The sequence below is a fragment of the Bordetella genomosp. 12 genome (genome assembly GCF_002261355.1).
In the GTDB taxonomy this organism is placed as follows: domain Bacteria; phylum Pseudomonadota; class Gammaproteobacteria; order Burkholderiales; family Burkholderiaceae_B; genus Bordetella.
The window spans coordinates 1365460-1390998 of the sequence record NZ_NEVU01000002.1; the positions used below are offsets into that span (position 1 = coordinate 1365460).

A 25539-nucleotide genomic window follows, 5' to 3' on the forward strand; every position below is an offset into this window, starting at 1 on the left:
TCAAAACGATTAATCCAATAATCAAATTAATTGGCATGAACGTCTCCACCCGTCAGCTACGTGCCTTTGTCAGCGCCGCCGACCATCAGAATTTCACTCGGGCCGCGGCCGAGATCGGGCTGTCGCAACCCGCGTTCAGCGCCTTGATCAAATCGCTGGAAGAAGAGCTGGGCGCGCAGCTTTTCGTGCGCAACACGCGCAATATCGAACTCTCGCCCTTTGGCAAACTGTTCGAGTCGTTCGCACGGCGCTCGCTCAATGAAACCATCACGGCGCTGCAACACCTGCAGGATTACGCCGCGGGGCGCATCGGCACGGTCCAGGTCGCCGCCCTGCCCTCGGTCGCCGCGAGCTGGCTGCCTCCGGTGTTTCGGCAGTTCCGGGCTCAGTATCCTGGCGTGACGACCGTGCTGCGCGATGGCATGTCGCAGAACTGCGTGGAGTTGCTGGCCGCGGGCGAAATCGACTTCGCGATCGCCACCGTCGACCGGCATGCCGCCAAACTCGAACGCCAATTGCTGTGGCAGGATCAACTCCATCTGGTTTGCCCGCCCGATCATCCGCTGGCCAGGCAGCGCAAGCGCGTCACGCTCGAACAGATTGCGCGCTATCCCATCATCAACTTCGTCAGCCACAGCAGTGTGCGCCAGCACGTGGATGCGGCCTTTGGCCCTCACACCCTGAACACGGTGCTGGAAGTCGAACACCTGGCCACCGCCAGCGCCATGGTCGAAAGCGGCGTCGGCCTGACCATCGTGCCTTCGCTTACGCTCTACCAGTTCCGCCGGCCTTCGCTGGCGATTCTGCCGATTGAAGACAACAGCTTCAAACGCGAAGTCTTCATCCTCACGCGCAAGAACAAACTGCTCTCGCTGCCGGCCCGCGCCATGCGCGATATGGTGATCGCCCACGTGGCCGGCCTGCAGCGCGAGACATAAGGTCTGGCGGCGCTGCCGTGTCCGAAAATGGCGAGCAGCCCATCGCGGGCGGGTTTAGAGTAGCGGGCATGGACACGCCATCAATGCCTGAGGACGCCCGCCAGGCCTGCTACAACGCCCTGAAAGCCAAAGACACGCGCTTCGACGGGCGGTTCTTCGTGGCAGTCTCGTCAACCGGCATCTATTGCCGCCCGGTCTGCCCGGCCAGAGTCCCCAAGCTGGCGAACTGCCAATTCCACCCGACGGCGGCCGCGGCCGAACAGGCCGGCTACCGCCCCTGCCTGTTGTGCCGTCCGGAACTCGCTCCCGGTCTGGCGCGCATCGACGCATCGGCCTCGCTGGCGCGGCGCGCGGCGGCGCTCATGGACGACCATTGTGGCAGCGACACCGCGCTCGACGCCCTGGCCCGGCGCCTGGGCTGCAGCAGCCGCCACCTGCGCCGCGTGTTCATGGCCGAGTTTGGCGTCACGCCCGTCCAGTATCTGCAGACCCGCCGGCTCTTGTTGGCCAAGAACCTCCTTACCGACACCGGCCTGCCCGTGGTTGACGTGGCCATGGCGGCGGGCTTTGGCAGCCTCAGGCGTTTCAATGCGCTGTTCAAAACCCGTTATCGGCTCGCGCCCACGGGCTTGCGGCGGCGCAAGCGAGCCGAGCCCGCCGGGCAGATCCGCCTTCGTCAAAGCTACCGCCCGCCGTACCGATGGGAAGCCATCCTCGCCTTCCTGGCTTCCCGCGCCATCCCGGGCGTCGAACTCATCGACGGGGCGCGCTATGCACGCACCGTCGCGCTTGCCGGTCCCGACGGCCAACTGCATGCGGGTTGGATAAGCGTCAGCCATCTGCCTGCGAAACATGCCCTCGAGCTTCAGGCCTCGCTCTCCCTGCTGCCGGTGCTACCCCTCGTGCTGGCCCGCGTGCGTCATCTCTTTGACCTCGGCTGCGACCCGCATGCGGTGCACGAGGGGCTGCAGGACATGAATTCGCTTGCTGACGGCATTCAGAAGCTGGGCACGCGGCTACCTGGCAGCTTCGATCCCTTCGAGATGGCGGTGCGTGCCGTGCTGGGCCAACAGATCACCGTCGCTGCGGCCCGCACCCTGGCCAGCCGGATGGTCAGGCAGTTCGGCACGCCCGTGGCGACCGGTATCGCAGGCCTGAGTCATGTCTTCCCACCCCCCACGCGCCTGCTCGCGCTCGAAGGCGACATCGAAGCGCATCTGGGTCCGCTGGGCATTATCCGCACCCGAGCCCGCACCATCGGCGCGTTGGCGGCGGCGTTGGCCACGCAGGCGCTGGATTTCGGCCCTGGCGCCCAGCCCGAGGCCGAGGCGCAGAAACTGCTGGCACTGCCAGGCATCGGGCCCTGGACGGCGCAATACATCGCCATGCGCGCCATGGCCTGGCCGGATGCCTTCCTGCCCACGGATTACGGCGTCAAGAAAGCCCTCGCGCCGCGCACGCCGCGGCAAATGTCGGCGCTGGCGGAAAACTGGCGCCCCTGGCGCAGCTACGCCACCCTCAATCTCTGGAACGCCTTGCCCTGAAGCCATGATCTATTGCCACGACTACATCGCCCCCCTCGGCTCACTCCTGCTGGCCAGCGACGGCGATCGCCTCACCGGCCTGTGGATAGCCGGCCAGAAATATCACGGCGGCTCCGCAGCCATGACGCCCGCGCCCGACAGAGCCGAGTTCAGGCATGCCGCGCACTGGCTGGATGACTACTTTCGGGGCGCAAACCCGCCCCTGGCCGACCTGGCGCTGGCGCCCGCCGGTACGGCCTTCCAACAGCACGTCTGGAACATCCTGCTGGGCATTCCCTATGGGGCGACCATGACCTACGGCGACATCGCCCGCGAACTCGCCCGACAAAGCGGCAGGCCGGCCGTGGCCGCGCAGGCGGTGGGCGCCGCGGTGGGACGCAACCCGATCGCCATCATCATCCCCTGTCATCGCGTCGTGGGCAGCAATGGCAGCCTGACCGGCTACGCCGGCGGGCTGCAAAGAAAGCGGCAACTGCTCACGCTCGAGGGCGTGCCGACGGCCCATTTCTTCATCCCCAAGCAGTCCACCGCGCCTTGATGCTCAGGGCCGTCCGCCTTCAGGGCTTGCTCGGCGATATTTTGGACCCCTCCAGCCCCATGCCCGCCATCAGACCCTGACCGCCAAAGGGCACGGCGAATACGTCCTGCGTCAACGTGGTGGTGGACACACTGGAGGCAAACGACCGGTCCCATAGCACCACGCTCGGGCCGCTCCCCAACGCCCAGCCATCGCTCTTGTCCAGATACGCCAAAGATGTGTGGTTCATAAAGAACAGAGCGTACGAGAACATCTGCGCGCCGGCTTGCAGACCCAGCGACATGGCAGAAATATCGTAATAGCCCGCGACCTCCTTGCCTTTGAACAGCACCCCCTGACCGTGTTCGCCACCGATCAGAAACCCGGCCTTGTAGATCTTGGGAAACACCAGCACCGCCACGGCCTTTTCTCCCAGCTCCGCACTTCCCGGCGTACTGGCGTATAGATGCTGCAAGGCCTGACTGGCCTCATCCCGGATCTGCCTGGCGTCATCGGGCATCGCCACCGCAGCCGCAGGCCCCAGCGCCGCGAACGCCACCACGGCCGTCAACGAAAAGCGCGTCATTGCCTGGCGCACCCGCTCAAGGGCGATATGACTTGTCCTCAACATGAAACACCTCTGATCAGCTTAGTCTGCTGCGCCGTTCAGGGCAGCGCGCCGAAGTATTGAGATCGGCCCGGCGGGTGTCAAGAAAACGCCGCGCGGGATTGGCCAGAGGCCGGAAAAAACCACAACCACGACAAATTGACGCGCAAAGGCAAGCCCGGCGGCCCGCAAACCCCTAACCTCCTGCCGCCCTGGCGGCTTACACTAGCCGCGCAGATCCTGAGACTGAGCAGAAGCCCCGCCCATGACCAGAAGTCGGCCGGCGCGGCGATCTTGCGGCGCGATGGGGTCGCTCCCGCCGCATCGGCGTATCTCCCGGGTCACGGCCGGCCGGATAGGCGATTGCGGTTCGGCCGACGGATCTGCCGGCGCCGAAGCGGATGCCGGCGCGCAGGCCCCATGCTCCCGACCCAGCCCGACCCGCAGCTTTCACCGTCACTGCCCGACCATGTCCAGCGCCCAACCCTCCATCCTGCTCAGAAGCTTTCTGCAAATCGCGCCCTATCTGGCCAGCCGTGGCATCTCGCCGCTGGAGTTCTTTCAACGGGCGGGGATCTCGCCCAACATCTTCCAGACGCCCGACATCTGGCTGCCGCGCGCGCTGTGTTTTCGTATCGCCAATGAGATGGCGGCCATCGCACAAGACCCCTTTGGCGGCGCCCACGTGGGCCGGCTGATGGAGTTGCGCGCCCTGGGCCCCTGGGGCAAACACGTGCTGGCCGCCACCAACGTGGCCCAGGCCTGCGCCACGGCCGCCATGCGTTCGGCCCTGCTGCATCAGGGCGGCGAGATCCGCATCGTGACCGAAGGCCGCACGACCCGCCTCATCCACCGTTTTACGGCGCCGCTGGAGGAAGATCCCAGGCAGTTCACCCTGGGCACGCTGGCGGTTTTGCGCAAGGTGGCCCTGCTGGCAGGCGCGCCAGCGGCCGTGCGCGTGCACCTGAAAGCCTCCCGCTCCCGTGGCGACGAAGCCCTGGAGGAAAGCCTCGGACCCAACATCGAGACCGGCGCCGAGCACGACATGATCGAATTCGACCGTGACCTGCTGGATATCCCCTTGCGCGGCGTTCAGGACGACGCCCGCAAAGTCACCGAGGCCCTGAACTCCACCATCAGCACGGCCGGCCTGCTCATCGAACACATCGCTGACCAGGAAGAAATCAAACTCCAGGCCGTGGCCAAGCAGATCGGGCTTTCCGCCCGCACGCTGCAGCGGCGCCTCAAAAGCAACGGGGTCGATTTCGAAGCGTTGCGTGACGAGACACGCCGCAGCGAGGCGCTGCGGCTGCTGGGCCTGCGCCGCTACACCGCGACCGAAATCGCCTACATGGTGGGCTATAGCGACCCGGCCCATTTCACCCGCGCTTTCAAGCGCTGGACCGGCCAAGCCCCGTCGCGCTTTCTCGGCCTGGCCCGGGCTGAGCGGAACTGAGGGAGCTGACGCGGCTGCCCCGGGGCAGTTTGGCACCAAATGGCAAGCCCGGATGGCGCTTTTTTTGTAGCCTCTGCACGCGCGGTCCGGTGCGTGCTGTCTCCCCGCCCGCCGCCCTCCTCATCCGTCACATTCGCGACCATGCCATCACGCCTTAGATACACCCTGCTGATCTGCCTGAGCACCGGATTCGCCGCGCAAGCGCTAGCGGCCGACACGAACAGCGGCCTGCCTCCCGCGGTCAGCGACCCCCACTTCCAACTCGCGCCGGGCTACCTGAAGCAGGCGGATCTGCCCGACAGCCTCGTCTTGCTGGGACCGCCGCCGCAAACCGGCAGCCCCGCGCTGGCGCGTGACGAACAGGCCCGCCAGGCCACGCTGCCCCTACGCGGCACGGCGCGCTGGGAGCTGGCGCGACAGGATGCGGATTTGAGTTTCCCCCAGCCCGCCAAGAACTTCTCGTGCGCCATGGGCCTGCAGATCGACGCGAAAACGACGCCGCACATCTACACCCTGATGCAGCGCACGCTCACCGACGCCGGTCTGTCGACCTACGGCGTCAAGGACAAGTATCAACGCGTGCGGCCCTTTGTCGTCCACGACGAGGGCACCTGCCGGCCCGACCAGGAAGCCTTGCTGCGCAACGACGGCTCCTATCCTTCGGGCCACACGGCCGCCGGCTGGGCCTGGGCGCTCATCCTGGCCGAGATCCATCCCGAGCGCGCCAATACGCTCCTGAGCCGCGGCATGTCCTTTGGCCAAAGCCGCGTCATCTGCGATGCGCACTGGCAAAGCGATGTCGACGCCGGCCGCATCATGGGCGCTGCGACGGTAGCCCGCCTGCACGCCGACCCGGTGTTCCGCAAGGACCTCGAACTGGCGCGCAAGGAGGTCGTTGCCGCCATGGCCAAAGGCGCCCCCATGGAATGCAGCAGCGAAACCGCCGCCCTCTCCGAAAAGCCCTGAACCATGCGCCTTCGCCCCCTACTCTCGCTTCTGACCGCCATCCTGCTGCCGGGCGCCGCGCTTGCCGCCAACCCCGGCGCCGACAGCCCGGGCCCGTCTGCCCCCGGCGCCGACTCGGGCTGGACGTTCTCCTTCAGCCCTTACGCCTGGGCCTCCGGCATCAGCGGTACCTCCGGAAAGGCGCCGCTGCCCTATGCCGACGTCAAATCCAGCTTCAACGATATCTGGGACAACCTGGACATCGCCGTCATGGGTGCGTTTGACGCCAGAAAGGGCCGCTACAGCATTATCGGCGACCTGCTCTACGCCAAGACGTCGGTGACCGACCACAACGGCAATGGCATTCTGCGCAAAAACATCGACATCACGTCGGAGACCTTCTCCAGCATGGTAGGTGGCGGCTACAGCGTGCTGCAGGGCCCGCGGGGCAACCTCGACCTCGTGGCGGGCGCGCGGCTATGGTCGGTCAGCACCCGGTTGTCCATCGAAGGCGGATACCTCGACGGCCGGCGGGGACGCGGCAGCGCCACCTGGGTGGATGCCGTCGGCGGCCTGAAGGGCAGCTACCATCTCACCGACCGCACATACCTCACCGGCTGGGCGATGGTGGGCGGCGGCGAGGCCAGGCTGGATTGGGACCTCATGGCGGCGGTGGGCTATCAAGCCACCAAACAGGTGTCCGTCGCGCTGGGCTACCGCGCCCTGGGCGTGGACTACCGCCAGGGCGGCTTTGTCTACGACGTCGTGCAACGCGGCCCCATGCTGGGCATGACCTACCAATTCTGAGTAACGCAGGCCGGGCGCTGCGCGCGGCGCCCGGCCTGGCCGCATAATAGTGGCGGATTCTTTTTCCGGACCGCCATGCACACCGCTCCCACCCCGCCAGCCCGCCAAGACCTCGTACGAGGCTACCCCGTCGAACGCCTGGCCGCCTTCGCCTCGGGTGCGCAGGGCGGCAACCCCGCCGGCGTCGTCATCGCAGCGCAGCTTCCCGATGCCTCCACCATGCAGGCCATCGCGGCCGATATCGGCTACTCGGAGACGGCCTTTGCCGCGCCCGAAGGCGCCGTTTGGCGGGTTCGGTATTTCGCGCCGGAAATCGAAGTCCCCTTTTGCGGCCACGCGACCATCGCGCTGGGCGCAGCCCTGGCTGGCCGGCATGGCCAAGGCCGCTACGCCTTACAGATCAACCAGGGTCTGATCAGCGTCGAAAGCCACCCGCGCGACGGCCAACTCCAGGTCGCCCTGCAGTCTCCTGGGACCCGCAGCGGTCCAGCGCCTGAGGCCCTCGTATCCGCCGCCCTGCAACTCTTCGGTTATACCCCCGCCGACCTGGATCCGCGCCTGCCGCCCGCCCTGGCCGACGGCGGCGCGCATCATCTCATCCTCGCGCTGAACAGCCGCCAGCGCCTGGCGGCAATGCGCTATGACCAGGCCGCCGGCCGCGAACTGATGCTGGCCCAGGGCTTTGCCACCATCGCCCTCATCCACGCCGAGAACCCGCAACGCTTTCATGCCCGCAACCCCTTCGCCAGTGGCGGTGTCTACGAGGATCCGGCCACGGGCGCGGCCGCCGCCGCGCTGGGCGGCTATCTGCGCGATCAGCAGTGGCCGCACGGCGGCGCCATCGACATCCTCCAAGGCGAAGACATGGGCATGCCCTCCCATCTGCACGCACAGATCCCGCCCGAACCAGGAGCCAGCATCCGCGTGTCGGGCACGGTGCGGCCGCTGGGCGTGTAAAGCCTGCCGGCCCGCCTGGCCGCTGCCGGCTTCAGGAGGCTTCGAGTGCCTTTTTCCATTTGGACAACCACCAGCCATAGGGCTCCGGCCAGCGCGCAAATTCGGGATCCGCGCCGATCTCCTGGGCGTAGTGCTGCAGCCAGAAAGGGTTGAACAACAGCTGGCGGCCGATGGCCACCAGATCGGCTTTCCCCTCTCGCAACACCTGCTCGGCTTCGGCCCCATTGCGTATCATCCCCACCGCCATGGTGGGGACGTCCACCGTGCGACGGATCTCCTCGGCAAACGGCACTTGATAAAGCGGGCCGCGGGCAAGATTCGAGTTGGTCGCCCCGCGCAGCAAATTGCCCCCGGACGAACAATCGATCAGGTCAACACCAGCCTCTTTCAAGCGCCGCGCCAGAATCACGCTGTCGGCCATGGTCCAACCGCCCTCCACCCAATCCGTGGCGGAGATACGCGCGAAAATCGGCGTGTCCTGCGACAGGGCGGCCCGCATGTCTTGGGCGATTTCCAGCGGCAGCCGCATGCGATTCTCCAGCGACCCGCCGTAGGCGTCGGTGCGCCGATTGGCCAACGGTGTCAGAAAGCTCTGCAACAGATAACCGTGCGCCAAGTGCAGCTCGACGATGTCAAAGCCCGCCTTCTCCGCCAGCAGTGCCGTCTGCACGAACTCACGGCGCAACCGGGCGATGCGCTCCAGCGTCATGGCCTCGGGGGTCGGCCAGCCCTCGGAGAAGGCCAGATCCGCGGGGCCTTCGGGCTGCCAAAGCGCCTCGCCCCGCGCGATATCGGCCTCGGTGAGCGCGCCATTGCCCTGCCAGGCGCGCTGCGCGCTCGCCTTGCGGCCGCCGTGGTTGATCTGAATGGCCGCCTTGCTGCCAAAGCCATGGATCAGATCCGTCAGGCGCCGAAACGCCGGCACCTGTGCCTCGTCCCAGAGCCCAAGGCAGCCGTTGGAGATGCGGCCTCGACGACAGACGGCGGTCTGCTCGACCACGATCAGGCCCACGCCGCCCATGGCGAACTTGGCGTAGTGCGCAATATGAAAATCGTTCAAGGCGCCTTCGTCGGCGATGTACATGGCCATCGGCGACAGCGCCAGCCGATTGGGAAGGGTGACGCCGCGAAACGTGATCGGGCTGAGAAGCAAAGATTGGCTAGGCATCATGAACTCTCACGCAGGAAACAGCGCCTGATCAGCGCGGCAAATTACGCAAACTCGGGTGGCAACGCAGGTACGGATCCGCCACGCGCATCTCGCCTTTGAGCGTCAGGCCGGCATGCCAACTCCAGCGCGGATTGAACAGCATGCCGCGGCCAATCGCCACGAGGTCAGCCTGGTGCTCGGTCAGGACGCGGTTGGCGGTGGCGGGATCTGACAACATCCCCACGGCCATGACCGGTATGCCCGATTGCTCGCGCACCTGGGCCGCCGCCGGCGCCTGATAGGCCGGCCCCACCGCGATCTTCTGATCCGGAGAGATCCCGCCACTGGACACGGCGACGTAGTCGCAGCCCAGGGCCTTCAGGCGCTGGGCCAGAACCACGGACGAGGCCACATCCCAACCGCCATCGACCCAGTCGGTCACCGAGATGCGCACGCCCATGGGCTTATGCTGCGGCCAGGCCTGGCGCAGGCGGCGGAAGATCTCCAGCGGGTAACGCATCCGCCCTTCGAGGTCTCCGCCCCAGGCATCGCCGCGCGTGTTGCTCAAGGGAGACAGGAAAGTATTCAGGAAATAGCCGTGCGCGGCATGCAGTTCCACCAGATCGAAACCAGCCTGATCCGCACGCGCCAGCGCCGCCAGATAGCTTTGCGCAATACGCTCGAGTTCGGCGGCGTCAGGCACGATGGGCTGATCCCGCCCGGGATAAGGCGTGGGGCCTGCCCCCCAGAGCGGCCAGCCGCCTTCGGCCGCCGACAGGGCGGCGCCACCTTCCCAAGGCGGGGCCACCGAGGCCTTGCGTCCGGCATGCGCGAGCTGGATGCCCATGAAGCTGGATGTCGGCCGGCGCGCAAAGTCCACGATGCGGCGCAGCCCTGCCACCTGCGCGTCATCCCACAGCCCCAGGCAGGCGGGCGACACCCGGCCTTCCGGCACGACGGCCGTCGCCTCGACGATCACCAGCCCCGCGCCCGACAGCGACAGATTCCCGTAATGCACCAGGTGCCAATCCGTGGACTGGCCGTCGGCCGTGGCCGAGTACTGCGCCATAGGTGAGACGACGATACGATTCGGCAAGGTCAGCCCGCGCATGGCGTAGGGCTGAAACAGCAGGTCATTCATTTGTCTTCCTCTGCATCCTCTGATGCGTGTGATTCCTGGCGGTTCTTTACCAGACCGCCTTGCAGGATTGCCGCAATACCAACTCGGTCGGGATCTCTATCCGAACGGGTTTATCCGGCCGCGTGCGATTCTCGATCTGCTCCAGCAGATTGGCCGCCGCCATGCGGCCCAGGGCCAGGGCGTCGTAGCGCACGGCGGTGATCTGGGGCGACATTATCCGGGCGATATCGCTGTCATTGCCGCAGATCAGCGAGACATCGCCCGGAAACGTCTTGCCCAACAGCTGCAAGGCTTCCAGCACGCCGGGCAGCAGCCGCGCCCCCATGGATAGCAGCGCCGTGGGCGGATGTTTCAGATTCATCAGCCGCTGGGTCTGCGACAGCCCATAGTCGGCCGAGAACGAGTCCAGGCAGAACAAGGCCGGGTCGGGCTCCAGCCCGGCCGCCTTCAGCGCATCTTCCAGCGCGCGGACCCGGTCACGCGCCACGCGAGTGCCCCGCCCGCCCGTGATCAAGGCAATGCGCTTATGGCCCAGACCCAGCAAGTACTCCACGGCATGCCGGGTGCCGCGAAAATGGTCGGCCCCGATCGACACCGAATTCATGGGGATCTCGCGCTCCATCATGACGTGCGGGATATCCCAATTGGAGATTGCCGACAGGACGTCGCTGTTGTTCTCGTCCTGGATCGTCAAGATCATTCCATCGGCGCGGCGGCGCTTGAAGAAATCGATCAGGGCGATCTCACGCTCGGGAATCCCGTCACTGCTGGCAGTCACCAGCAAATAGCCCTTGGTGCTCAGGATCTCCTCCGCGCCCTTGGTCATGCTGGAATACAGGGAGTTACGGATGTCCGAGAAAATAAAGCCGACCATGCGTAGCGACGGGGTGCGCAGATTTTGCGCCGCGATATTCGGGCTCCACCCCAGTTCGTCGACGGCAGCCAGCACCTTCTGTGCAATATCCGCCCGCACGCCGGGCACGTTGTTGATGACCCGCGAAACGGATCCGATGGATACGCCGGCGCGCTCGGCCACCTCCTGAACCGTGACTCTCGTGGGGGTGGACGGCGATGCCGGCTTCTTGGTGCGCGCCATGTGAAAACTCCAATTCAGCGACTTGCTACATACCGAGCCGCGGCACCCTGTCGCAATGTCCTCATGCCTGGGCAGCTCGGGCCAGGGCCGGCTGAGAAATATCCCATACCCCTTCCACGCCGGCAACGGCCGGGAAACGCTGGCGCAGCTCCGGGTCATGCCCCGGAATCAGATGATCTGGCGTGGAAGCCAGCTTCTTGAGCAAGGCCAGGCCATTCATGTACTCCAGCACATTGACGACGACCGGATAGGGATTGGTCAGCAAACCATTGGCGTAAAAATGCATGGCGTCGGAGGCGAGAATCACCTGCCCACGCTCGGTGGCCACCTCGACGATCTGCAAACCCGGGGTATGCCCGCCCACAGGCCGGATCACGATCCCAGGCAGGATCTCTTCCACCTGTTCGGTAAAGGACACGCGACCGGCGTACAACGCGCGCAGCACGGTGCACACCTGGTCGATATCATAGGGGCGGCGCAGCGCATCGTGACACATCGCACAGCCCGTCGCATGCTGCATCTCTGTCTTGTGTACGTGGATCCGCGCGTTGGGAAACTTCTCCAGATTGCCGAGGTGATCCCAATGCATGTGCGTGACGATGACATCGGTCACCTGCTCGGCGGTGATCCCCAGACCCTTGAGCGCCTCGGTCGGGCAGCGCAGAAAATGGTGCCCTCGCCGGTCACAGGTCTGCTGGTCGCAGCCGCTGTCTATCAGCACCACCCTATCCTGGGAGATCGCCACCCAGACATAGAAATCCAGAGGCATGGGCACGTCATGGAAGTCCACCGCCGTCATGAAGTTATGCTGGGCCTTGCGATTGGCCGGACTGGAAGCGTAATGCACCGTCAGCAGGCGGTAGCGCACGTCGCCGCTTTGGTTCTCGTTGCTTGAACTCACAGATACTCCTCCTCAAGAGCTGATCCACGCAGCTCGTCTACCGTTCCCTGGCGCAGGATGTGACCCGTGCGCATGACGTACCCGCGCGTCGCCACCTTCAAGGCCGGCACGGCCATCTGCTCGGTCATCAGGACCGTCACGCCCTCGGCGCGAAAAGCCCGGATCGCGCGGCTGATCTGCTCGATCCACACCGGCGCCAGACCCAGAAAAGGCTCGTCCAGCAGCAACAACCTCGGCGAGGCGCTCATGGCACGCGCGATGGCCACCATCTGCTGCTGCCCGCCGCTCAGAAAACCGGCGTAATCATTGGCCCGTTCGCTGAGCATCGGAAAAAGATCGGCCAGCCTGTCATAGACGGCGGCCTGTTTGGCCCGGCCCAGGCGCGACGCGCCGGCCAGGACGTTGTCGCGCACCGTCATGGTCGGGAACACTCTGCGGCCCTCGGGCGAGTATCCCACCCCGTGGCCGGCACGCTCCGAAGGCGCCACGCGGCCCAGGTCCACGCCGTCGAGCAGGATGCTGCCGCCGCTGCAAGGCGCCATACCCACGATGGCGTTGATCAAACTGGACTTGCCCGCGCCGTTGGCGCCGACGAGGATGACGGTTTCGCCCTTGGGCACCGATACCGAGATACGATTAAGCGCGGTGATTCCACCATAGCGCACGGTGAGATTGCTGACTTCAAGCATGGGCCTGCTCCTGCTCGGTCGTGCCCAGATAGGCGGCGATCACATCCCGGCGCGCCAGCACCTCGGCGGGCGGGCCGTCGGCGATGAGTACCCCGCCGTCCAACACACACACACGCGGACAGAGCCGCTTGACCAGATTCATGTCGTGCTCGACCAGCAGCACGCAGCAACCCATCTCCTGCTGCGCCACGGCCACATAACGGTCGATGAAAAAGCGCTCCTCGGTTTCCAGGCCGGCAGCCGGCTCGTCGAGCAACAGAACGCGGGGATCGGTGGCCAGGGCCATGAGCAGGCCCAACATTTTCTGCATGCCGTAAGGCAGCGCATAGCTCACCGTCTCCATGCGTTCCTGCAGCCCGGCGGCGCGCAGCAGCGCCGAAAAATAGGGCGTATCCAGCGCCAGGCCCCGGCCGCTGAACAACTGGGCCCGTTCCAGGTTCTCGCGGATGGACGCCGATTTGAAGATCTTGGTCTGCTGAAACGACCTGACCAGCCCCAGGGCGCTGCGCGCATGAAAAAGCTTGCCGTCCATATCCTGCCCGGCATAGAGCACACGGCCGCTGGTCGGCGCGACCTGGCCGGACACCACATTGATCAGCGTGGTTTTACCCGCGCCGTTCGGGCCGATGACGCCCAGCACCTCGCCGGCGTTCAAACTCAGACTGACATTATTGAAGACACGATTGCCGCCGAACTGCTTGGATACGCCATCGACCTGCAAAATGGGGCCGGGCTGGGGGGATGCGGGATTCATACATACTCCTTCTTAGCCTGGCCCTTGGACTTGCCCGCCGCTTTGCGGCCAAACCAGCGGCTGCCGTACAACTGGATCAGACCGACCAGCCCGCCCTTGGCAAAGATCACGGCCAGCATCAACACGACGCCGAACAGGCCTTGCGAGATCTCGCCCTGCAGGCTGAACAGATCCGCTGCCCACACCAAAAACCCGGCGCCGAGCAGCGGCCCCAGAATGGAACTCTGCCCGCCCACGATGGCGTAAGCCACGTAGTTGACCGAGGACATCGCCGAGAACGAGGTCGGGTGCGCGGTCATGAGCATTTCCACCAAGGCGAACCCCGCCAGACCCGCAATGCCCGCCGCAAAACAAAAGCCGATGATTTTGTAGCGCGCAACGGGCAGGCCCACGCTTTGCGCCAGCACCTCGTCCTCGCGTATGGAATCGAACTGCGGCCGGAAATAGCATGTGATCGCGACCGTCAGCAAGGTAGCCAACAGCGCCAGGCCCGTGGCCAACAGCAAGACCGCATTATTGGACTCCACCGCGTGCGCGCCGCCGAATACCGTGACCGCCGGCAAGCCGGAGATGCCATTGGAGCCGCCCGTGAATCCGGGCGTCTCAAAGAGCACCAGGGGCATGATCTCGGCCAGCACAAACGTCACGAGCACGAAATACACCCCGCGCATGCGCAGCACGAGCAGGCCCAGGGGAATGGCCAGCAGAAACGGCAAGCCGAAGGCCGTGGCCGTCAGCGCGAACAGGTCCGTGACATCGTGGCGCGCGCTCAGAATGGCGGCGGCATAGCCGCCCACCGCCATGAAAGCCGGCACGGCGAAGAACATCAGATCCATGCGCAGCATGATGTAGACGCTGAGCGCCCCCATGGACGCAATCATGAAATGGGTCAGCACGGACACGGCGGCCGCATCGCTCAGCACAGCCGGCAGCACCAAGGCCGCGGCCATCACCAGCAAGGCCACGCCTTCGGGCTTTCCGATACGGTCTATCAATCGGTTTTTGCTCATGGCTTCAGGCCCGCCGCGTCGGTACACCCATGAGGCCGGTCGGCTTCACGAGCAAAACAATCAGAACAAGCACGAACAGCATCAATGCTCCCTTGGATCCCCCCAGATAGACCGCGGAGTACGCCTCGATCAAACCCACCAGAAAGGCGGCTATCGTCGCGCCGCTCAGGCTACCCAAGCCGCCCAGAATCACCACCAGAAAGGAGGCCGCCAGCACCGGATCGCCCACGTGCGGCGTCAGCGACAAGATGGGCGTGACCAGGGCACCGGTCATGCCGGCCAGGCCCGTGGCCAGCGCGAAGGCCAGCGGGAACATCAGCTTGGCGCGAATCCCCAGCGCCATCGCCACGGGCCGGTCTTCCGACAGCGCGCGCAGGCTGCGGCCAAAGTTCGTCCGGTACAACAGCCCGTAGGTCACGCCGATGGCCGCGAAACACACGCCGAACACGATCAGATTCGACAGCGGCAGATAGACGCCGCCAAAGTGCAGCACGTCGGTGACGGGGAAGGGAAAGAGCGGCGCGTCCGGACCGAAGACGACCACCACGGCCGTACAGATGACCAGATACAGCCCTAAGGTCAGGATCAGGGTCGCCAGATGGTTGTCGATCACCCGTTCGAGGAGCAAGAGTTCGAAAAGATAGCCCAGCGCCGCGGTGGCCAGCGCCGCGCACACGACTGCCAGCGGATAGGGCAATCCCCAGGACACACAAACGTATGCCGTATATCCGCCCAGCAGATAAAAGCCACCGTGTGCGAAGTTCACGACGCCCAGGATTCCGAATATCAATGTGAATCCTAGCGCCAGCAACGCGTACTGCGCGCCGAGCGCGAGCCCGATGAGGCCCGCTGAAATAAAGCTATCCACGATCTTGCCCCTCGTACGGCGTTTTAGTTGTCGACCGGAGCCTCAACCCGGATCACGGGCTGTTCCTTGCCGTCGCGAATCGTGCCCATGCCAAAGGGCAGAGACAGTTCTTGATTGATCTTGTACGTAGACTGGCCGATCCATTTGCCTGCGCCCAGGTTGGGGTCCACGACGTCGATCTTGCGCAGCGCCTCAGCCACCTTGTCCGCGTCGCGGTAGGTGCCCGCCTGCTGGATGGCCTGCACCAGCGCCCTGCCGCCCGCGACGAACAGATAGAAGAAGTTATTCTCCGGCGCATCGGCCTTGAGCAGCGTCTTATAGCTACCCTGCAGCTTGGTGACGTTCTCGTCGATGAAGACCGGCTCGAACCAATAGAAATCGCGCAGGACATCCATGCCGCCCGCCACGCGTGCGATTTCGGCCGTGCCGGGGCCGCCCAGGCGGCCGATCACGCCTTTGTAGCCTGCCTGGCGCAACTGCTTGACGAGAATGCCGGCATCGCCCGGCGGGGTCGACACCGTATCCACGGTATCCGGATTGCTGGCCATGATGCGCGTGACGATGGGCGCGAAATTGGTCGTGCCGCGCTGGTAGTACTCCAGCTTGGTGGGCACACCGTTTTTCTCATAGGCGGCCGCCACGACCTCGGCGACGTCGGTGCCGGCCTGGTCGTTCGGCGCGATGGTCAGCGCATTCTTGATGCCGAAGGTTTTCTTCGCGTGCTTGACCAGCGGATCGGCCCAGGCGGCCGGGCCCGGCCCGATATGGAACGTCAACGGCCATTTGGGGCCGATCGCATCGCGCGCATAACTGTCGCTCATCATGAGCATCTTGTTGCGCGTGGCGATGGGTTTCATGCCCGTGACTTCGGGCGAACCGATAGGCCCCAGAATGAACTTGACGCCCTGGCTGACAAAGTTGTTGGCCGCCGCGGCCGCGCCTTCGGCCGTGTACTTCGCGTCGATCGGCACGACTTTCAGTTGGCAAGTTTCATTGCCCACCTTCAAGCCGCCGGCGGCATTGACCTCGGCGGCCACGTAGTCGGCCGCTCCTTTGATGGCCAAGCCCCACTGCGTGGCCGCGCCGGACAGCGGGCCCGTGGCTCCCAGTTTGATTTCACAGTCGGCCGCGGCCAGAGCCGGGGCCGCCACCGCCGCGCATGCGGCAACAAAAGCAATCACATTCTTTTTCATGTTGTCTCCTCGGTGCTACTACGCAAAAAAATCAGAACGCCTCGGCAAAAAGCGCGCGGAAATCCGCCGTGCTCGTCGTGCGCGGATTCCAGCGGTTGTAATTGGCCTGGGTGCACAGTTCGGCCATCTCGTCGAACTTGTCTTCGGTCGCGCCGACATCGCGCAGCCGCGAAGGAATTCCCAGATCGCGGCACAAGGCCTCGATGGCCGCGACGGCGGCCAACGCGGCGTCCATTTCCGCCAGGCCGCGTACCGGCCGATCCATGGCCGCGGCCACCCGCGCGAACTTGCGCGGATTGGCGACCAGGTTGAAGCGCGCCACATGCGGCAGGCACACGGCATTGGACAGCCCGTGCGACAGATGCCAGTAGGCGCCCACGAAACGGGCCATGCAATGCACATTACCCAAGCCCGTCTGGCCGAAGGTAATGCCGGCCAGCGCCGAGCCGATGAGCATGTTCAGCCCGGCCTGCAGATTGTCCCGATTGGCCACAAACGGCCGGATATTGGCAGCCAGCAGCTCGATGGCCTCGATATTGATGGCGTCGGTCACCGGGTTGGACTGACGGGAAACATAGGATTCGAAGGCATGCACAAATGCGTCCATGCCCGAGTGCGCGGCCACGTGGGCCGGCAAAGTGCGCAAGGCCAGGGGATCCAGGATGGCAAAGCGCGCCGGATTCAGGGCCGCGTGGCGGATCGACATCTTCAGATTCTTGTCGGTATCCGTAATCACACATGAACCCGACACCTCCGAACCGGTGCCCGCCGTCGTGGGGATGGCGATGAGCGGCAGCGGCGGCGTGCTGAATTTCTCGATCCCTTCGTAATCGTGGATCCGCCCGCCATTGGTCGCGAGAATACCGACGGCTTTGGCCACGTCGATCGCGCTGCCCCCGCCGATGGCCAGCAAGGCCGTCGCCTGATGCTTCTGGCACTCGGCAAACGCCCGCTCCACCGTATTGGCGCTGGGATCGGGTTCGATATCGGAGTAATTGGCCAGCGCAATGCCCAAGCCATCCAGCAGCCGGCGGATATCGCCGTAGAACTCGCCCTTGAGCAGCGCGCCGTCGATGACCACGAACAAACGCTCACAGCCCTGCGCGCTGAGAATATCCGCCAGTTTGCGGTGCGAACCGATTCCCATATAGAGCCGGGTCGGGCAGAAGAACGTACTCATTTCGGATACAGCCATGGCGATTCCTTGCGGTAATGTCGCGACAGAGAGACTCAGAGGCGTGGCGCGCCGAACGAGGAGGCTCATGCGCGAGCGCGATGGCGCCTGCGCATGTCCTCGTTGCTGCCCGGCTCAGGGATTGAAGACGACCAGCCGTTCCTCGGTCATTTCACGAATGGCGTAGGCCGGCCCTTCCTTGCCGAATCCGCTGTCCTTCACGCCGCCAAACGGCATGACGTCAGCCCGGGCGCTGGAGGTCTCATTGATCTGCACCGTTCCGAAACGCAGCGTCTGTGCCGCGCGCAGCGCGCGATCGATATCCTGGGTAAAGACGCCGGCCGACAGCCCGTAGGGCGTGTTGTTCGCATCGCGCATGGCCGCCTCGAAATCCTCGAACGGACGTATGACCAACAAGGGCGCGAACGCCTCCTGGCACCAGACCTTGCCGCCATCCGGCGCCTGGGTCACGACCGCTGGCGTGATCACCGAACGCTGGCGCTGGCCGCCGCACAGGATCTTCGCGCCGCCTTGCTCGGCTTCCCGCAACCAGCTCTCGGCCCGGATGGCCGACGCCTCGCTGATCAACGGCCCCACCTTGGTGTCGGGGTCGCGCGGATCGCCTGCCCTGAGCGTGGCCGCAAAAGCCACCAGCCGCTCACTGGCCTGCGCGAGAATATCCTGGTGTACATACAGGCGTTGCACCGAGGTGCAGACCTGACCCGCCTTGCGCAGGCCCGCGTTGGCAATCTTGGGGATTGCCCGCTCCAGATCGGCGTCCGCGCACACGATGGTGCTGGCAATGCTGCCCAGCTCCATCTGCGTGCGGCGCAGCCCGGCGGCCTGCTGGATGATGCGGCCGACGCGCGTGCTGCCGGTAAAGGTGTAGAAGGCCACGTCCTGCTCCTCCAACAGCCAGCTCCCCACGCTATCGCCCTCGCCCTGCAACACCGCCAGAAACGCCGGCGGCATGCCTGCCTCCAGGAGCAGCTGGGCCAGCAAGGCGCCGGTCAGCGGCGTGAACGCGGAGGGTTTGAGCACGACGGAATTGCCCGCCGCATAGGCAGGCGCGACCTTATGCAGCACCGTATTCAGCGGCGCATTGAAGGGGGTGATCGCACAGACCACCCCTATGGGAAAGCGCTGCGTAAAACCCATGCGGCGATGCGCCCCGGGGCTCGCGCCAAACGGAATGACTTCGCCCACCAGGCGCAAGGCCTCGTCGGCCGACAAATCCAGGGTCACTGCGGCGCGATCGATTTCGCCGTTGGCGTCGACGATCGTAAAACCGGCTTCAGCCACCATCACATCGACGAAACGCTGCCGATAGGCCGGCATCAGCGCCGCCGCGCGGCGCAGCACCTGCGCGCGCTCGTATGGCGGCGGCGGGCCGCCGTCGACCGCGGCCTTGGCCACTCGCACCGCTTGCGCCACCTGGGCGCGCGTCGCCGCCGCCACCTGAGCGATGGGCCGCCCGCTGTACTTATCCTCGACCGTAAACAGCGGCCCGCCCTCCTGCCACTGGCCGTCGATCAATTGCCCGGTCGGCGGCAACGCCTCCACATGCAGCAACTCCGCACCCATTTGTCTCTTCCTAAATGAAACGTTATTTATAGTTATTCGCCGGTACTAATGGTATTTACCTAGTAGTAAATACAGTATCGATGAAATGATTCATGCGAAGAGTACAGGAAGATGACACCGGCGCGGTATACAGTTTTTATGAAGGGGGGTTCAAGTCCGGTGAAAGCCGCGCGATGATCCGGCCACTGCCCTGCCGGCAGCGTGCCCGATGCCACGCAGCGTTGTGGTTAACCCGATGACGCCGCTGCGCTCCCATGGCTTGCGGCAAACTGGCGGGCCGCCAGCAATACCGGCATCAGCGCCTCTCCCTTTGCGCTCAAGCGGTACTCCACACGCGGCGGCTTCAGCCCGAAATCGGCCCGCAAGATGAGTCCATCTGCCGCCAGCGCCCGCAACTGCTGCGTCAGCATCTTCTGCGAGATACCGGGGATATCCCGCAGCAACTGCGAGCTGCGCACCACGCCATCTGCATACAAGCGGAACAGAATAGGCAACTTCCATCGCCCGCTGATCAATCGCAACGTTTCGCCCACCAGCGCCACCGCGCCGTCCGGGCCCAGGCAATGCGACCGCTGCCCGTCGTCCCCAGGCACTTTTTGGTGCCTGCTTGCGGCGTGCGCAGGCGCTCCACTATCTTGCGAATCATCAGCAACAGCAGGAAGCACCATGGATCTGAAACTCAAAGGCAAGGTCGCTCTCGTGACCGGAAGCAGCAAAGGCATCGGCGCCGCCATCGCCGCCGGGCTTGCCCGCGAAGGCGCCACCGTCATCATTCACGGCCGCCAGGCCCCTGACGCGCAACGCGTCGCGCAGACCATTGTAGCGGCGGGCGGATGCGCCCATGCCGTTGCCGGCGACCTCACACGAGACGACGATGTCGCCCACCTGACCGCCCAGGCACGCAGCTTGGCCGGCGACATCAACATTCTCATCAATAATGCGGGCGGTTCGGGTCCGGGTGAAGACTGGACCAACGCCGCCCCGGCAACGTGGTCGGCCACGTATGACCGCAACGTGCTGTCCGCGTTGCGCGTCACCGCCCAATTGCTGCCCGCCATGCAGTCCCGCGCCTGGGGCCGCATCATTAACATCGCCAGCATGGCCGCCTTGATGCCGCCGGCCATCAACCCCGATTACGCCGCCGCCAAAGCCGCCATGCTGGCCATGACCGCCTCCCTGGCCAAAGCCGTCGCCGGGCACGGGATCACCGTCAACACCCTGTCCCCGGGCACCATCCACAGCGCCCGGCTGGAACAGCGATTTCGCGCAGCGGCGGCCAGCCATGGCCTTGATCCCCTGGCGCCCTGGAAACAGATCGAAGCCTGCGCCCTTCCCCACTTTGCGCACGTGCCCGTCGGCCGGGTCGGCACCTTGCAGGAAATCAGCGATGCCGTGTGTTTCCTGGCCAGCCCGCGCGCAGCCTATATCACCGGCTCCAACCTCCGCGTCGACGGCGGCATGCTCCCCACAGCCTGAGCAACCCATAGGCCAAAGGCAGAAGAAGGCGGCAAGGCCCGCCACGACGCGCTTGCCTGTCTCGCGTCACCACCGAGGTCATGGCCCCTGCCTTGCCGTCTGCTACATTGAATCGCCCCTCTCACCCTGACCTGGCGTCGACCGACGCATGATTCCATGAGTATCCAGCCCGCCACCCGTATCGCCATTGTCGGTCCAGGCGCCATCGGCACCACCGTGGCCGCCGCCTTGCACGAGATCGGCCGCACACCCCTGCTGTGCGGACGCACCGCGCGCGATCACCTGACACTTCTGGATGGTGACCGCATCATCGAGGTGCCCGGTCCCGTTCACACCCGCCCTGCCCCGGCCATACCCCCCTGCGACCTCATATTTCTGGCCGTCAAGGCCACGCAGACCGAAGCAGCCGCAGCCTGGCTCGCCGCACTTGCCGACGCGAACACCGTGATCTGTGTACTGCAAAATGGCATCGAACAGATCGCCACCCTCGCGCCGCTCAGCCCGTCAGCTCAACTGGTACCGGCCGTCGTGTGGTTCCCCGCTCAGAGCCAGCCCGATGGCGTCGTCCGCTTGCGTGGCAACGCACGCCTGAGCCTGCCCGACAGCGCGCCTGCCCGCCTCGTCGCCCGCACGCTTGAAGGCGCACAATGCGCCGTCGACCTCGCCCAGGATTTCCACGGCCTCGCCTGGCGCAAACTGATGCAAAACGCCGTCGGCGGCCTCATGGCCCTCGCCCAACGCCGTTGCGGCATGTTCGCCCGCCCCGACATCGCCGCACTGGCCAAAGCCTACCTCCAGGAGTGTCTGGCGGTGGCGCGTGCCGATGGCGCCCAACTCAGCGACGACGTCCCGCAAGACATCCTGCGCAACTTTCAAACCGCACCCGCGGACATGGGCACCTCCATCCTCGCTGACCGCCAGGCCAACCGGCCGCTTGAATGGGACATCCGCAATGGCGTCATCGCGCGCAAAGGCCGTGCGCACGGCGTCCCCACGCCCATCAGCGACATCCTCGTGCCCCTGCTGGCCGCAGCCAGCGACGGGCCGGGCTAAGGCAAGCCAACACCCCAAAGCCGCGCGGCGCGCCCTCGGCGGGCACCCTTGGCGACTGGCGGCGACCTTTGACATCCGCGCCTCGACCCGCCCAGGCAAACACGCCATCGGGCGAAGCCGATGGCGAGTTGGAAACGGGTCGTCATTATTCGGCGGGCAGCGGCCCCACCCGCCGCAATGCCTTGTCGGAAGTCATCGCAGCGATACGCCGCGCCTCACAAAGGGCCAGCAGAGCCAACTTGGCGGCTTGCCGCCCCGCCGCCAAGCCTGGCCTTTCAGGCCGTCAAGCGGCGCGGCCGCTTGAACTCCACCACCTGGCCAGCGCTCACCGCACGGGCGCGCAACTGGCCACAGCCCCCATCCACATCCTGGCCAGCACTATTGCGCACCTTGGCCAGCACGCCGCGGCTGTGCAGATAGCTGACGATCTCCCGGATGCGAGCAAAATCGGGGCGTTGATAATCATCGCCTTCCAGACTGTTGAACGGGATGACGTTGAGCAGGCCAAACTTGTTTTTCAACAGCCGAACGACTGCGTCGAGCTCATCATTGCCGTCGTTCACGCCCTTGAGCAGCGTCCACTGATACTGAATGGGGTAGCCCGTATCGCGAGCATATTGCTCGCCCAGTTCGACCAGCTCATCGGGCGCAATCCTGGGCGCACGCGGCAGCAAGTGCTCACGCAAATCCGCCTTGGTCGTATGCAGCGACAGCGCCAGAGCCGGTTTGATGGTCTGCTGCGGCAAAGCCTCGAACACCCGGCGGTCACCCACCGTCGAGAACACCAGATTCTTGTGGCCGATATTGCCCTGCGTACCCAACAAATGGATGGCCTCGAGCACATTATCGAGATTGTGGGCAGGCTCGCCCATACCCATGAAAACCACCTTTTTCACCGCCCGCTGACGGCGCGCCAGCACCACCTGGGCCAGGATCTCCATGCTGCTGATCTGCCTGATCAGCCCGCTCTTGCCGGTCATACAGAAACGGCAACCCACGGCACAGCCCACTTGCGTCGACACACAGAGCCCATCGCGCGGCAACAGCACGCTCTCCACCATCTGCCCATCCGCCAGCTCAACCAATAGCCGCGAACCGTCACTGCCGGCATGCTCCGAATGGATGCGAGCCAGCCCGTCGAGCTCCGCCGTCACCGCCGGCAAGGCCTGGCGCAAAGCAAGCGGCAGAAAATCGTCGGAATGCCGCCGCCGGGTGCCGGTATCGAGGGGCTGCCCGGCCAGCCAGACGCGCGTGACCCGGCCACGATGAACGGGCAAGGCATCCAGGCCAGCAAGGCGATGATCAAAGTCGGAATAACGCATGGGGAAGGAATTTTACCCTGCCACACCCTCGGTCCCCCGGCCGCACGGCGCCTCGAACGCTGGCGGCGCGATCCCTTGCCAGGAAGTGCGACAGATGCACAAGGCCAAAGCCGGCGTCTGAACGAGATGCGCGAGTCATCGACGCGCTCAATGCCAGGGTTAGCCGGCACGGCCGCCGCGGATTTGGCAAGTGCTATTCCCGACTGCGGCTCGACGGCTCCTGGTGGAATCAAAAGGCGGATTCATAGGGTGCGCGGCGACATGGGCTTAAACTCGCCTCGGCGCCACAAGAAGCGGCGATCAGAACGGCCTCGGCAGCCACGGGATCGAGCCACGGAGCCCAACTGCTGTTGGGCGCTGAATATCATGCGAGATGCGCTCGACGGCAGCCGACGGCTCAGAGCGCAGAACGTGAGCGACGAAGCCAATAGGGAATACCGCCATCGAGCGGTTCAATCGCTCTTATCGCAGCGAAGATCTTGATGCACCGAATCGCTTCCGCGTCGGTCCGCCTCATGAGCGCGTAGCAAGGCTGCGCCGCACACGCCTATTACTGACACATGAACTTTGCACGATCCTTGAAAAAACAGAATATGCACGCCTACCCTTCTCCGGCTGTCGGCGACGTGCCGGCGAAAAGTCGAGCGGCCAGCGTATCGGCCTGCTGGGCAAACTTCCTCGCATCGGTCTTCTCCAACTGCGCCAGGTTGTGTAGCTTCCAGCGGATGCCCGGCAGTTGTTCAAGGTGCGCAATAGCCAGCAGCGACCACTCCGGTCTACCAGCAACCAACGACAACAAGAAGCGTCGCTCATTGTCGTCCAAGCCCTCCTGGATTTCGCGCGCCATCCGTTCTCGCGCAGCGAGCAATGCATCGAGTGGCACCGGCTCGGTCGTCATGCCTTGAAAGTTGTGCGCGTAGTCGTGCCGGATGTCGCGCAGTGGTGGGAACAGCACTTCATGGATCGGCCGGTTGCTACTGGATAGATAAACCACGAAAGCGCGTCGGATACCGGGCGTGATGCCCTCGTGCGCAAAGAGTTGCATCACGTCGAACAGGTCGCGCGGGTGTTGCCGATCCAAGGCCGCTACCAGCTTGCCGCCGTATACGTCCTCCAGCGACACCACTGGAATCTCCAGGTCGGCCAGCAATCGGTCCCGCGCGGTCTGCGTGAGCGAAGCGCGGCGCACCGGCTGCACCGTACCGCGCATGACGAAGTTGACTTCCACCTTGACCTGGATCGCGCCGCGACGCACGAGGAGCTTCGTCTCCCCTGCCGCAGCCGCCGGCGCGTGCGTCTGGAACCCTCGCTTCCTCAACCGCTCGGCAGCCTGCCTGACAGCGTCGTTGATGCGCGCCAACGCCTCATCACGTGGTAGCGTGTGATCGGGAAAGACCAGATCGAGGTCCACCGACAGGCGCGGCATGTCGCGCACGAACAGATTGATCGCCGTACCGCCCTTCAGCGCGAAGGTGTCGTCCACAAACACCAGCGGCGCCACCTGCGTCAGCAGGCGCGCAGTATCGAGATAGATCTGATTCATGGCTTGAGTACCAGCAGGCCATCGGCCGATCGGGACACCCAGGGCCGGTCGCTGCCCGTTGGCAGCGTGGCCGGATCAAGCTTGGCAGCCCAGGGCAGCGAACTCTCGCGGCCGAGCTGCAGGCATAGCCGCACGGTCTTGACGCTCGAACAGCGTTGCAGCAATTCGCGCAGCACATCAACGCGCAGGTTGTAAGCGCTTTCGACGAGTTCGGCCGCTTCCCGCAAGGGCTGCCGAACACCGACTTCGCTCAACATCTCCAGCAATGCACGCTCCGGCGCCGACACCTGAGGCGCTCCGCTGCGCTTCTCGAACGGGCCGACGTGCAGCAAGGCGTCGGGATGCTCGTCGAACAAGCGCTTGCGGTGGTACTCGGCTGGAAAACGTTCGGTGAACCATTCCGGCAAATGCGCCGCCGTCCAGCCATACAGGTGCAGCACAGGCTGCTGCGACACGTACTGGCGCACACCGTACCAGTCCAGGGCCGACTTGCCGCCGACGTGCAAGCCCGCAACCTTGCGCTGCAACAGCAGCAGGCTGGGATGCAGAGCCAAAGTGTCGTTCGGACGACCATAGACACCGCGCGCCAGGCGTGTGAGCCATCCTGCGCGGACGTAGTGGACAGCCAAGTCTGCGGAAATGCCCAGCGCCGCCAAATCCTCAGAAATCAGCGGTGTTCCCGCTGCCAGCCGGGTATAAAGCGAATTTAGCTTACTTGAATTAGTCGTAGCCATACTACGATTTTTATAGCTTTTCCAAGCGAAAGTCAATTTGAAATAAACCTTCAAATCGTAGCCAAAATACGACAACATAA

Annotated in this window: 25 protein-coding genes; 9 read left to right on the forward strand and 16 right to left on the reverse strand. The window is 64.8% G+C overall.

The genetic code is table 11. From position 1 onward, the window contains the following. Positions 1 to 35 precede the first annotated feature (35 nt). From CAL22_RS11820 to CAL22_RS11830, 3 genes are all read left to right on the forward strand, one after another. On the forward strand, positions 36 to 938 hold the full coding sequence (locus CAL22_RS11820) for a LysR family transcriptional regulator (protein WP_094813342.1): 903 nt from the start codon (positions 36 to 38) through the stop codon (positions 936 to 938). Positions 939 to 1021: 83 nt separating this feature from the next. Continuing rightward, positions 1022 to 2482 (forward strand): AlkA N-terminal domain-containing protein, encoded by a 1461-nt coding sequence (locus CAL22_RS11825; RefSeq protein ID WP_094813344.1) that lies wholly within the window; start codon positions 1022 to 1024, stop codon positions 2480 to 2482. A 4-nt stretch (positions 2483 to 2486) separates the two neighbouring features. Beyond that, positions 2487 to 3020, forward strand: coding sequence for a methylated-DNA--[protein]-cysteine S-methyltransferase (locus CAL22_RS11830; RefSeq protein WP_094813346.1), 534 nt, complete (start codon positions 2487 to 2489; stop codon positions 3018 to 3020). Between the two features lie 19 nt (positions 3021 to 3039). On the opposite strand, the gene CAL22_RS11835 is transcribed toward CAL22_RS11830, so the two are convergent. Beyond that, a complete protein-coding gene (locus CAL22_RS11835; protein ID WP_094813348.1) occupies positions 3040 to 3630 on the reverse strand; it encodes a twin-arginine translocation pathway signal protein in 591 nt (196 codons plus the stop codon). 445 nt (positions 3631 to 4075) lie between these two features. Between CAL22_RS11835 and CAL22_RS11840 the strand changes: the two genes are divergently transcribed. From CAL22_RS11840 to CAL22_RS11855, 4 genes are all read left to right on the forward strand, one after another. Further along, entirely contained in the window at positions 4076 to 5062 is a 987-nt protein-coding gene (locus CAL22_RS11840) for an AraC family transcriptional regulator (protein WP_094813350.1), read from the forward strand. 141 nt (positions 5063 to 5203) lie between these two features. Further along, positions 5204 to 6028: an acid phosphatase gene (locus CAL22_RS11845; protein ID WP_094813352.1), complete on the forward strand. Its 825-nt coding sequence runs from the start codon at positions 5204 to 5206 to the stop codon at positions 6026 to 6028. Positions 6029 to 6031: 3 nt separating this feature from the next. Then, a complete protein-coding gene (locus CAL22_RS11850; RefSeq protein WP_094813354.1) occupies positions 6032 to 6814 on the forward strand; it encodes a hypothetical protein in 783 nt (260 codons plus the stop codon). A gap of 75 nt (positions 6815 to 6889) precedes the next feature. Beyond that, positions 6890 to 7771 (forward strand): PhzF family phenazine biosynthesis protein, encoded by an 882-nt coding sequence (locus CAL22_RS11855; RefSeq protein WP_094813356.1) that lies wholly within the window; start codon positions 6890 to 6892, stop codon positions 7769 to 7771. Positions 7772 to 7802: 31 nt separating this feature from the next. Here CAL22_RS11855 and CAL22_RS11860 read toward each other — a convergent pair whose 3' ends face one another. From CAL22_RS11860 to CAL22_RS11915, 12 genes are all read right to left on the reverse strand, one after another. Next, on the reverse strand, positions 7803 to 8942 hold the full coding sequence (locus tag CAL22_RS11860; protein ID WP_208621964.1) for an NADH:flavin oxidoreductase/NADH oxidase: 1140 nt from the start codon (positions 8940 to 8942) through the stop codon (positions 7803 to 7805). A 28-nt stretch (positions 8943 to 8970) separates the two neighbouring features. Next, the gene (locus tag CAL22_RS11865; protein WP_094813358.1) at positions 8971 to 10062 is read right to left on the reverse strand and encodes an NADH:flavin oxidoreductase/NADH oxidase; all 1092 of its coding nucleotides are present in this window, start codon (positions 10060 to 10062) and stop codon (positions 8971 to 8973) included. A gap of 46 nt (positions 10063 to 10108) precedes the next feature. Further along, positions 10109 to 11158: a LacI family DNA-binding transcriptional regulator gene (locus CAL22_RS11870; protein ID WP_094813360.1), complete on the reverse strand. Its 1050-nt coding sequence runs from the start codon at positions 11156 to 11158 to the stop codon at positions 10109 to 10111. Positions 11159 to 11219: 61 nt separating this feature from the next. Next, positions 11220 to 12059, reverse strand: a complete 840-nt coding sequence (locus tag CAL22_RS11875; protein WP_094813362.1) for an N-acyl homoserine lactonase family protein — start codon at positions 12057 to 12059, stop codon at positions 11220 to 11222. Further along, positions 12056 to 12748, reverse strand: a complete 693-nt coding sequence (locus tag CAL22_RS11880) for an ABC transporter ATP-binding protein (protein ID WP_094813364.1) — start codon at positions 12746 to 12748, stop codon at positions 12056 to 12058. The genes CAL22_RS11875 and CAL22_RS11880 overlap by 4 nt, the downstream gene beginning before the upstream one ends. Then, positions 12741 to 13502 (reverse strand): ABC transporter ATP-binding protein, encoded by a 762-nt coding sequence (locus tag CAL22_RS11885; protein ID WP_094813366.1) that lies wholly within the window; start codon positions 13500 to 13502, stop codon positions 12741 to 12743. The genes CAL22_RS11880 and CAL22_RS11885 overlap by 8 nt, the downstream gene beginning before the upstream one ends. Then, positions 13499 to 14512 (reverse strand): branched-chain amino acid ABC transporter permease, encoded by a 1014-nt coding sequence (locus CAL22_RS11890; protein ID WP_094813368.1) that lies wholly within the window; start codon positions 14510 to 14512, stop codon positions 13499 to 13501. The genes CAL22_RS11885 and CAL22_RS11890 overlap by 4 nt, the downstream gene beginning before the upstream one ends. A 4-nt stretch (positions 14513 to 14516) precedes the next feature. Further along, positions 14517 to 15380, reverse strand: a complete 864-nt coding sequence (locus CAL22_RS11895) for a branched-chain amino acid ABC transporter permease (RefSeq protein ID WP_094813370.1) — start codon at positions 15378 to 15380, stop codon at positions 14517 to 14519. A 23-nt stretch (positions 15381 to 15403) separates the two neighbouring features. After that, a complete protein-coding gene (locus tag CAL22_RS11900; protein WP_208621966.1) occupies positions 15404 to 16573 on the reverse strand; it encodes an ABC transporter substrate-binding protein in 1170 nt (389 codons plus the stop codon). 31 nt (positions 16574 to 16604) lie between these two features. After that, the gene (locus CAL22_RS11905; RefSeq protein ID WP_244193845.1) at positions 16605 to 17768 is read right to left on the reverse strand and encodes an iron-containing alcohol dehydrogenase; all 1164 of its coding nucleotides are present in this window, start codon (positions 17766 to 17768) and stop codon (positions 16605 to 16607) included. Between the two features lie 114 nt (positions 17769 to 17882). Then, positions 17883 to 19331, reverse strand: a complete 1449-nt coding sequence (locus CAL22_RS11910) for an aldehyde dehydrogenase family protein (RefSeq protein WP_094813374.1) — start codon at positions 19329 to 19331, stop codon at positions 17883 to 17885. A 227-nt stretch (positions 19332 to 19558) separates the two neighbouring features. Then, positions 19559 to 19999 (reverse strand): winged helix-turn-helix transcriptional regulator, encoded by a 441-nt coding sequence (locus tag CAL22_RS11915; RefSeq protein ID WP_094813376.1) that lies wholly within the window; start codon positions 19997 to 19999, stop codon positions 19559 to 19561. On the opposite strand from CAL22_RS11915, the gene CAL22_RS11920 reads away from it, so the two are divergent. Together CAL22_RS11920 and CAL22_RS11925 are read left to right on the forward strand one after the other, a co-directional pair. After that, positions 19998 to 20807 carry an SDR family NAD(P)-dependent oxidoreductase gene (locus CAL22_RS11920; RefSeq protein ID WP_094813378.1) on the forward strand — a complete coding sequence of 270 codons (810 nt, stop codon included), beginning with the start codon at positions 19998 to 20000 and terminating at the stop codon, positions 20805 to 20807. The genes CAL22_RS11915 and CAL22_RS11920 overlap by 2 nt on opposite strands. A gap of 156 nt (positions 20808 to 20963) precedes the next feature. Continuing rightward, the gene (locus CAL22_RS11925) at positions 20964 to 21860 is read left to right on the forward strand and encodes an oxidoreductase (protein WP_094813380.1); all 897 of its coding nucleotides are present in this window, start codon (positions 20964 to 20966) and stop codon (positions 21858 to 21860) included. 275 nt (positions 21861 to 22135) lie between these two features. Here CAL22_RS11925 and CAL22_RS11930 read toward each other — a convergent pair whose 3' ends face one another. The 3 genes from CAL22_RS11930 to CAL22_RS11940 all read right to left on the reverse strand — a co-directional run bounded on the left by CAL22_RS11930 (position 22136) and on the right by CAL22_RS11940 (position 25459). Then, positions 22136 to 23182 carry an RNA methyltransferase gene (locus tag CAL22_RS11930; RefSeq protein WP_094813381.1) on the reverse strand — a complete coding sequence of 349 codons (1047 nt, stop codon included), beginning with the start codon at positions 23180 to 23182 and terminating at the stop codon, positions 22136 to 22138. Positions 23183 to 23783: 601 nt separating this feature from the next. Further along, positions 23784 to 24725, reverse strand: a complete 942-nt coding sequence (locus tag CAL22_RS11935; protein ID WP_094813383.1) for a nucleotidyl transferase AbiEii/AbiGii toxin family protein — start codon at positions 24723 to 24725, stop codon at positions 23784 to 23786. Further along, the gene (locus CAL22_RS11940) at positions 24722 to 25459 is read right to left on the reverse strand and encodes a type IV toxin-antitoxin system AbiEi family antitoxin domain-containing protein (protein WP_094813650.1); all 738 of its coding nucleotides are present in this window, start codon (positions 25457 to 25459) and stop codon (positions 24722 to 24724) included. The genes CAL22_RS11935 and CAL22_RS11940 overlap by 4 nt, the downstream gene beginning before the upstream one ends. Between the last annotated feature and the right edge of the window lie 80 nt (positions 25460 to 25539).

Bases quoted from the DNA above. Each gene is read 5' to 3' on its own strand.
- CAL22_RS11820 (WP_094813342.1), top strand. From the start codon at position 36: ATGAACGTCTCCACCCGTCAGCTACGTGCCTTTGTCAGCGCCGCCGAC.
- CAL22_RS11825 (WP_094813344.1), top strand. From the start codon at position 1,022: ATGCCTGAGGACGCCCGCCAGGCCTGCTACAACGCCCTGAAAGCCAAA.
- CAL22_RS11830 (WP_094813346.1), top strand. From the start codon at position 2,487: ATGATCTATTGCCACGACTACATCGCCCCCCTCGGCTCACTCCTGCTG.
- CAL22_RS11835 (WP_094813348.1), bottom strand. From the start codon at position 3,630: ATGTTGAGGACAAGTCATATCGCCCTTGAGCGGGTGCGCCAGGCAATG.
- CAL22_RS11840 (WP_094813350.1), top strand. From the start codon at position 4,076: ATGTCCAGCGCCCAACCCTCCATCCTGCTCAGAAGCTTTCTGCAAATC.
- CAL22_RS11845 (WP_094813352.1), top strand. From the start codon at position 5,204: ATGCCATCACGCCTTAGATACACCCTGCTGATCTGCCTGAGCACCGGA.
- CAL22_RS11850 (WP_094813354.1), top strand. From the start codon at position 6,032: ATGCGCCTTCGCCCCCTACTCTCGCTTCTGACCGCCATCCTGCTGCCG.
- CAL22_RS11855 (WP_094813356.1), top strand. From the start codon at position 6,890: ATGCACACCGCTCCCACCCCGCCAGCCCGCCAAGACCTCGTACGAGGC.
- CAL22_RS11860 (WP_208621964.1), bottom strand. From the start codon at position 8,942: ATGATGCCTAGCCAATCTTTGCTTCTCAGCCCGATCACGTTTCGCGGC.
- CAL22_RS11865 (WP_094813358.1), bottom strand. From the start codon at position 10,062: ATGAATGACCTGCTGTTTCAGCCCTACGCCATGCGCGGGCTGACCTTG.
- CAL22_RS11870 (WP_094813360.1), bottom strand. From the start codon at position 11,158: ATGGCGCGCACCAAGAAGCCGGCATCGCCGTCCACCCCCACGAGAGTC.
- CAL22_RS11880 (WP_094813364.1), bottom strand. From the start codon at position 12,748: ATGCTTGAAGTCAGCAATCTCACCGTGCGCTATGGTGGAATCACCGCG.
- CAL22_RS11885 (WP_094813366.1), bottom strand. From the start codon at position 13,502: ATGAATCCCGCATCCCCCCAGCCCGGCCCCATTTTGCAGGTCGATGGC.
- CAL22_RS11890 (WP_094813368.1), bottom strand. From the start codon at position 14,512: ATGAGCAAAAACCGATTGATAGACCGTATCGGAAAGCCCGAAGGCGTG.
- CAL22_RS11900 (WP_208621966.1), bottom strand. From the start codon at position 16,573: ATGAAAAAGAATGTGATTGCTTTTGTTGCCGCATGCGCGGCGGTGGCG.
- CAL22_RS11905 (WP_244193845.1), bottom strand. From the start codon at position 17,768: ATGGCTGTATCCGAAATGAGTACGTTCTTCTGCCCGACCCGGCTCTAT.
- CAL22_RS11910 (WP_094813374.1), bottom strand. From the start codon at position 19,331: ATGGGTGCGGAGTTGCTGCATGTGGAGGCGTTGCCGCCGACCGGGCAA.
- CAL22_RS11920 (WP_094813378.1), top strand. From the start codon at position 19,998: ATGGATCTGAAACTCAAAGGCAAGGTCGCTCTCGTGACCGGAAGCAGC.
- CAL22_RS11915 (WP_094813376.1), bottom strand. From the start codon at position 19,999: ATGGTGCTTCCTGCTGTTGCTGATGATTCGCAAGATAGTGGAGCGCCT.
- CAL22_RS11925 (WP_094813380.1), top strand. From the start codon at position 20,964: ATGAGTATCCAGCCCGCCACCCGTATCGCCATTGTCGGTCCAGGCGCC.
- CAL22_RS11930 (WP_094813381.1), bottom strand. From the start codon at position 23,182: ATGCGTTATTCCGACTTTGATCATCGCCTTGCTGGCCTGGATGCCTTG.
- CAL22_RS11935 (WP_094813383.1), bottom strand. From the start codon at position 24,725: ATGAATCAGATCTATCTCGATACTGCGCGCCTGCTGACGCAGGTGGCG.
- CAL22_RS11940 (WP_094813650.1), bottom strand. From the start codon at position 25,459: ATGGCTACGACTAATTCAAGTAAGCTAAATTCGCTTTATACCCGGCTG.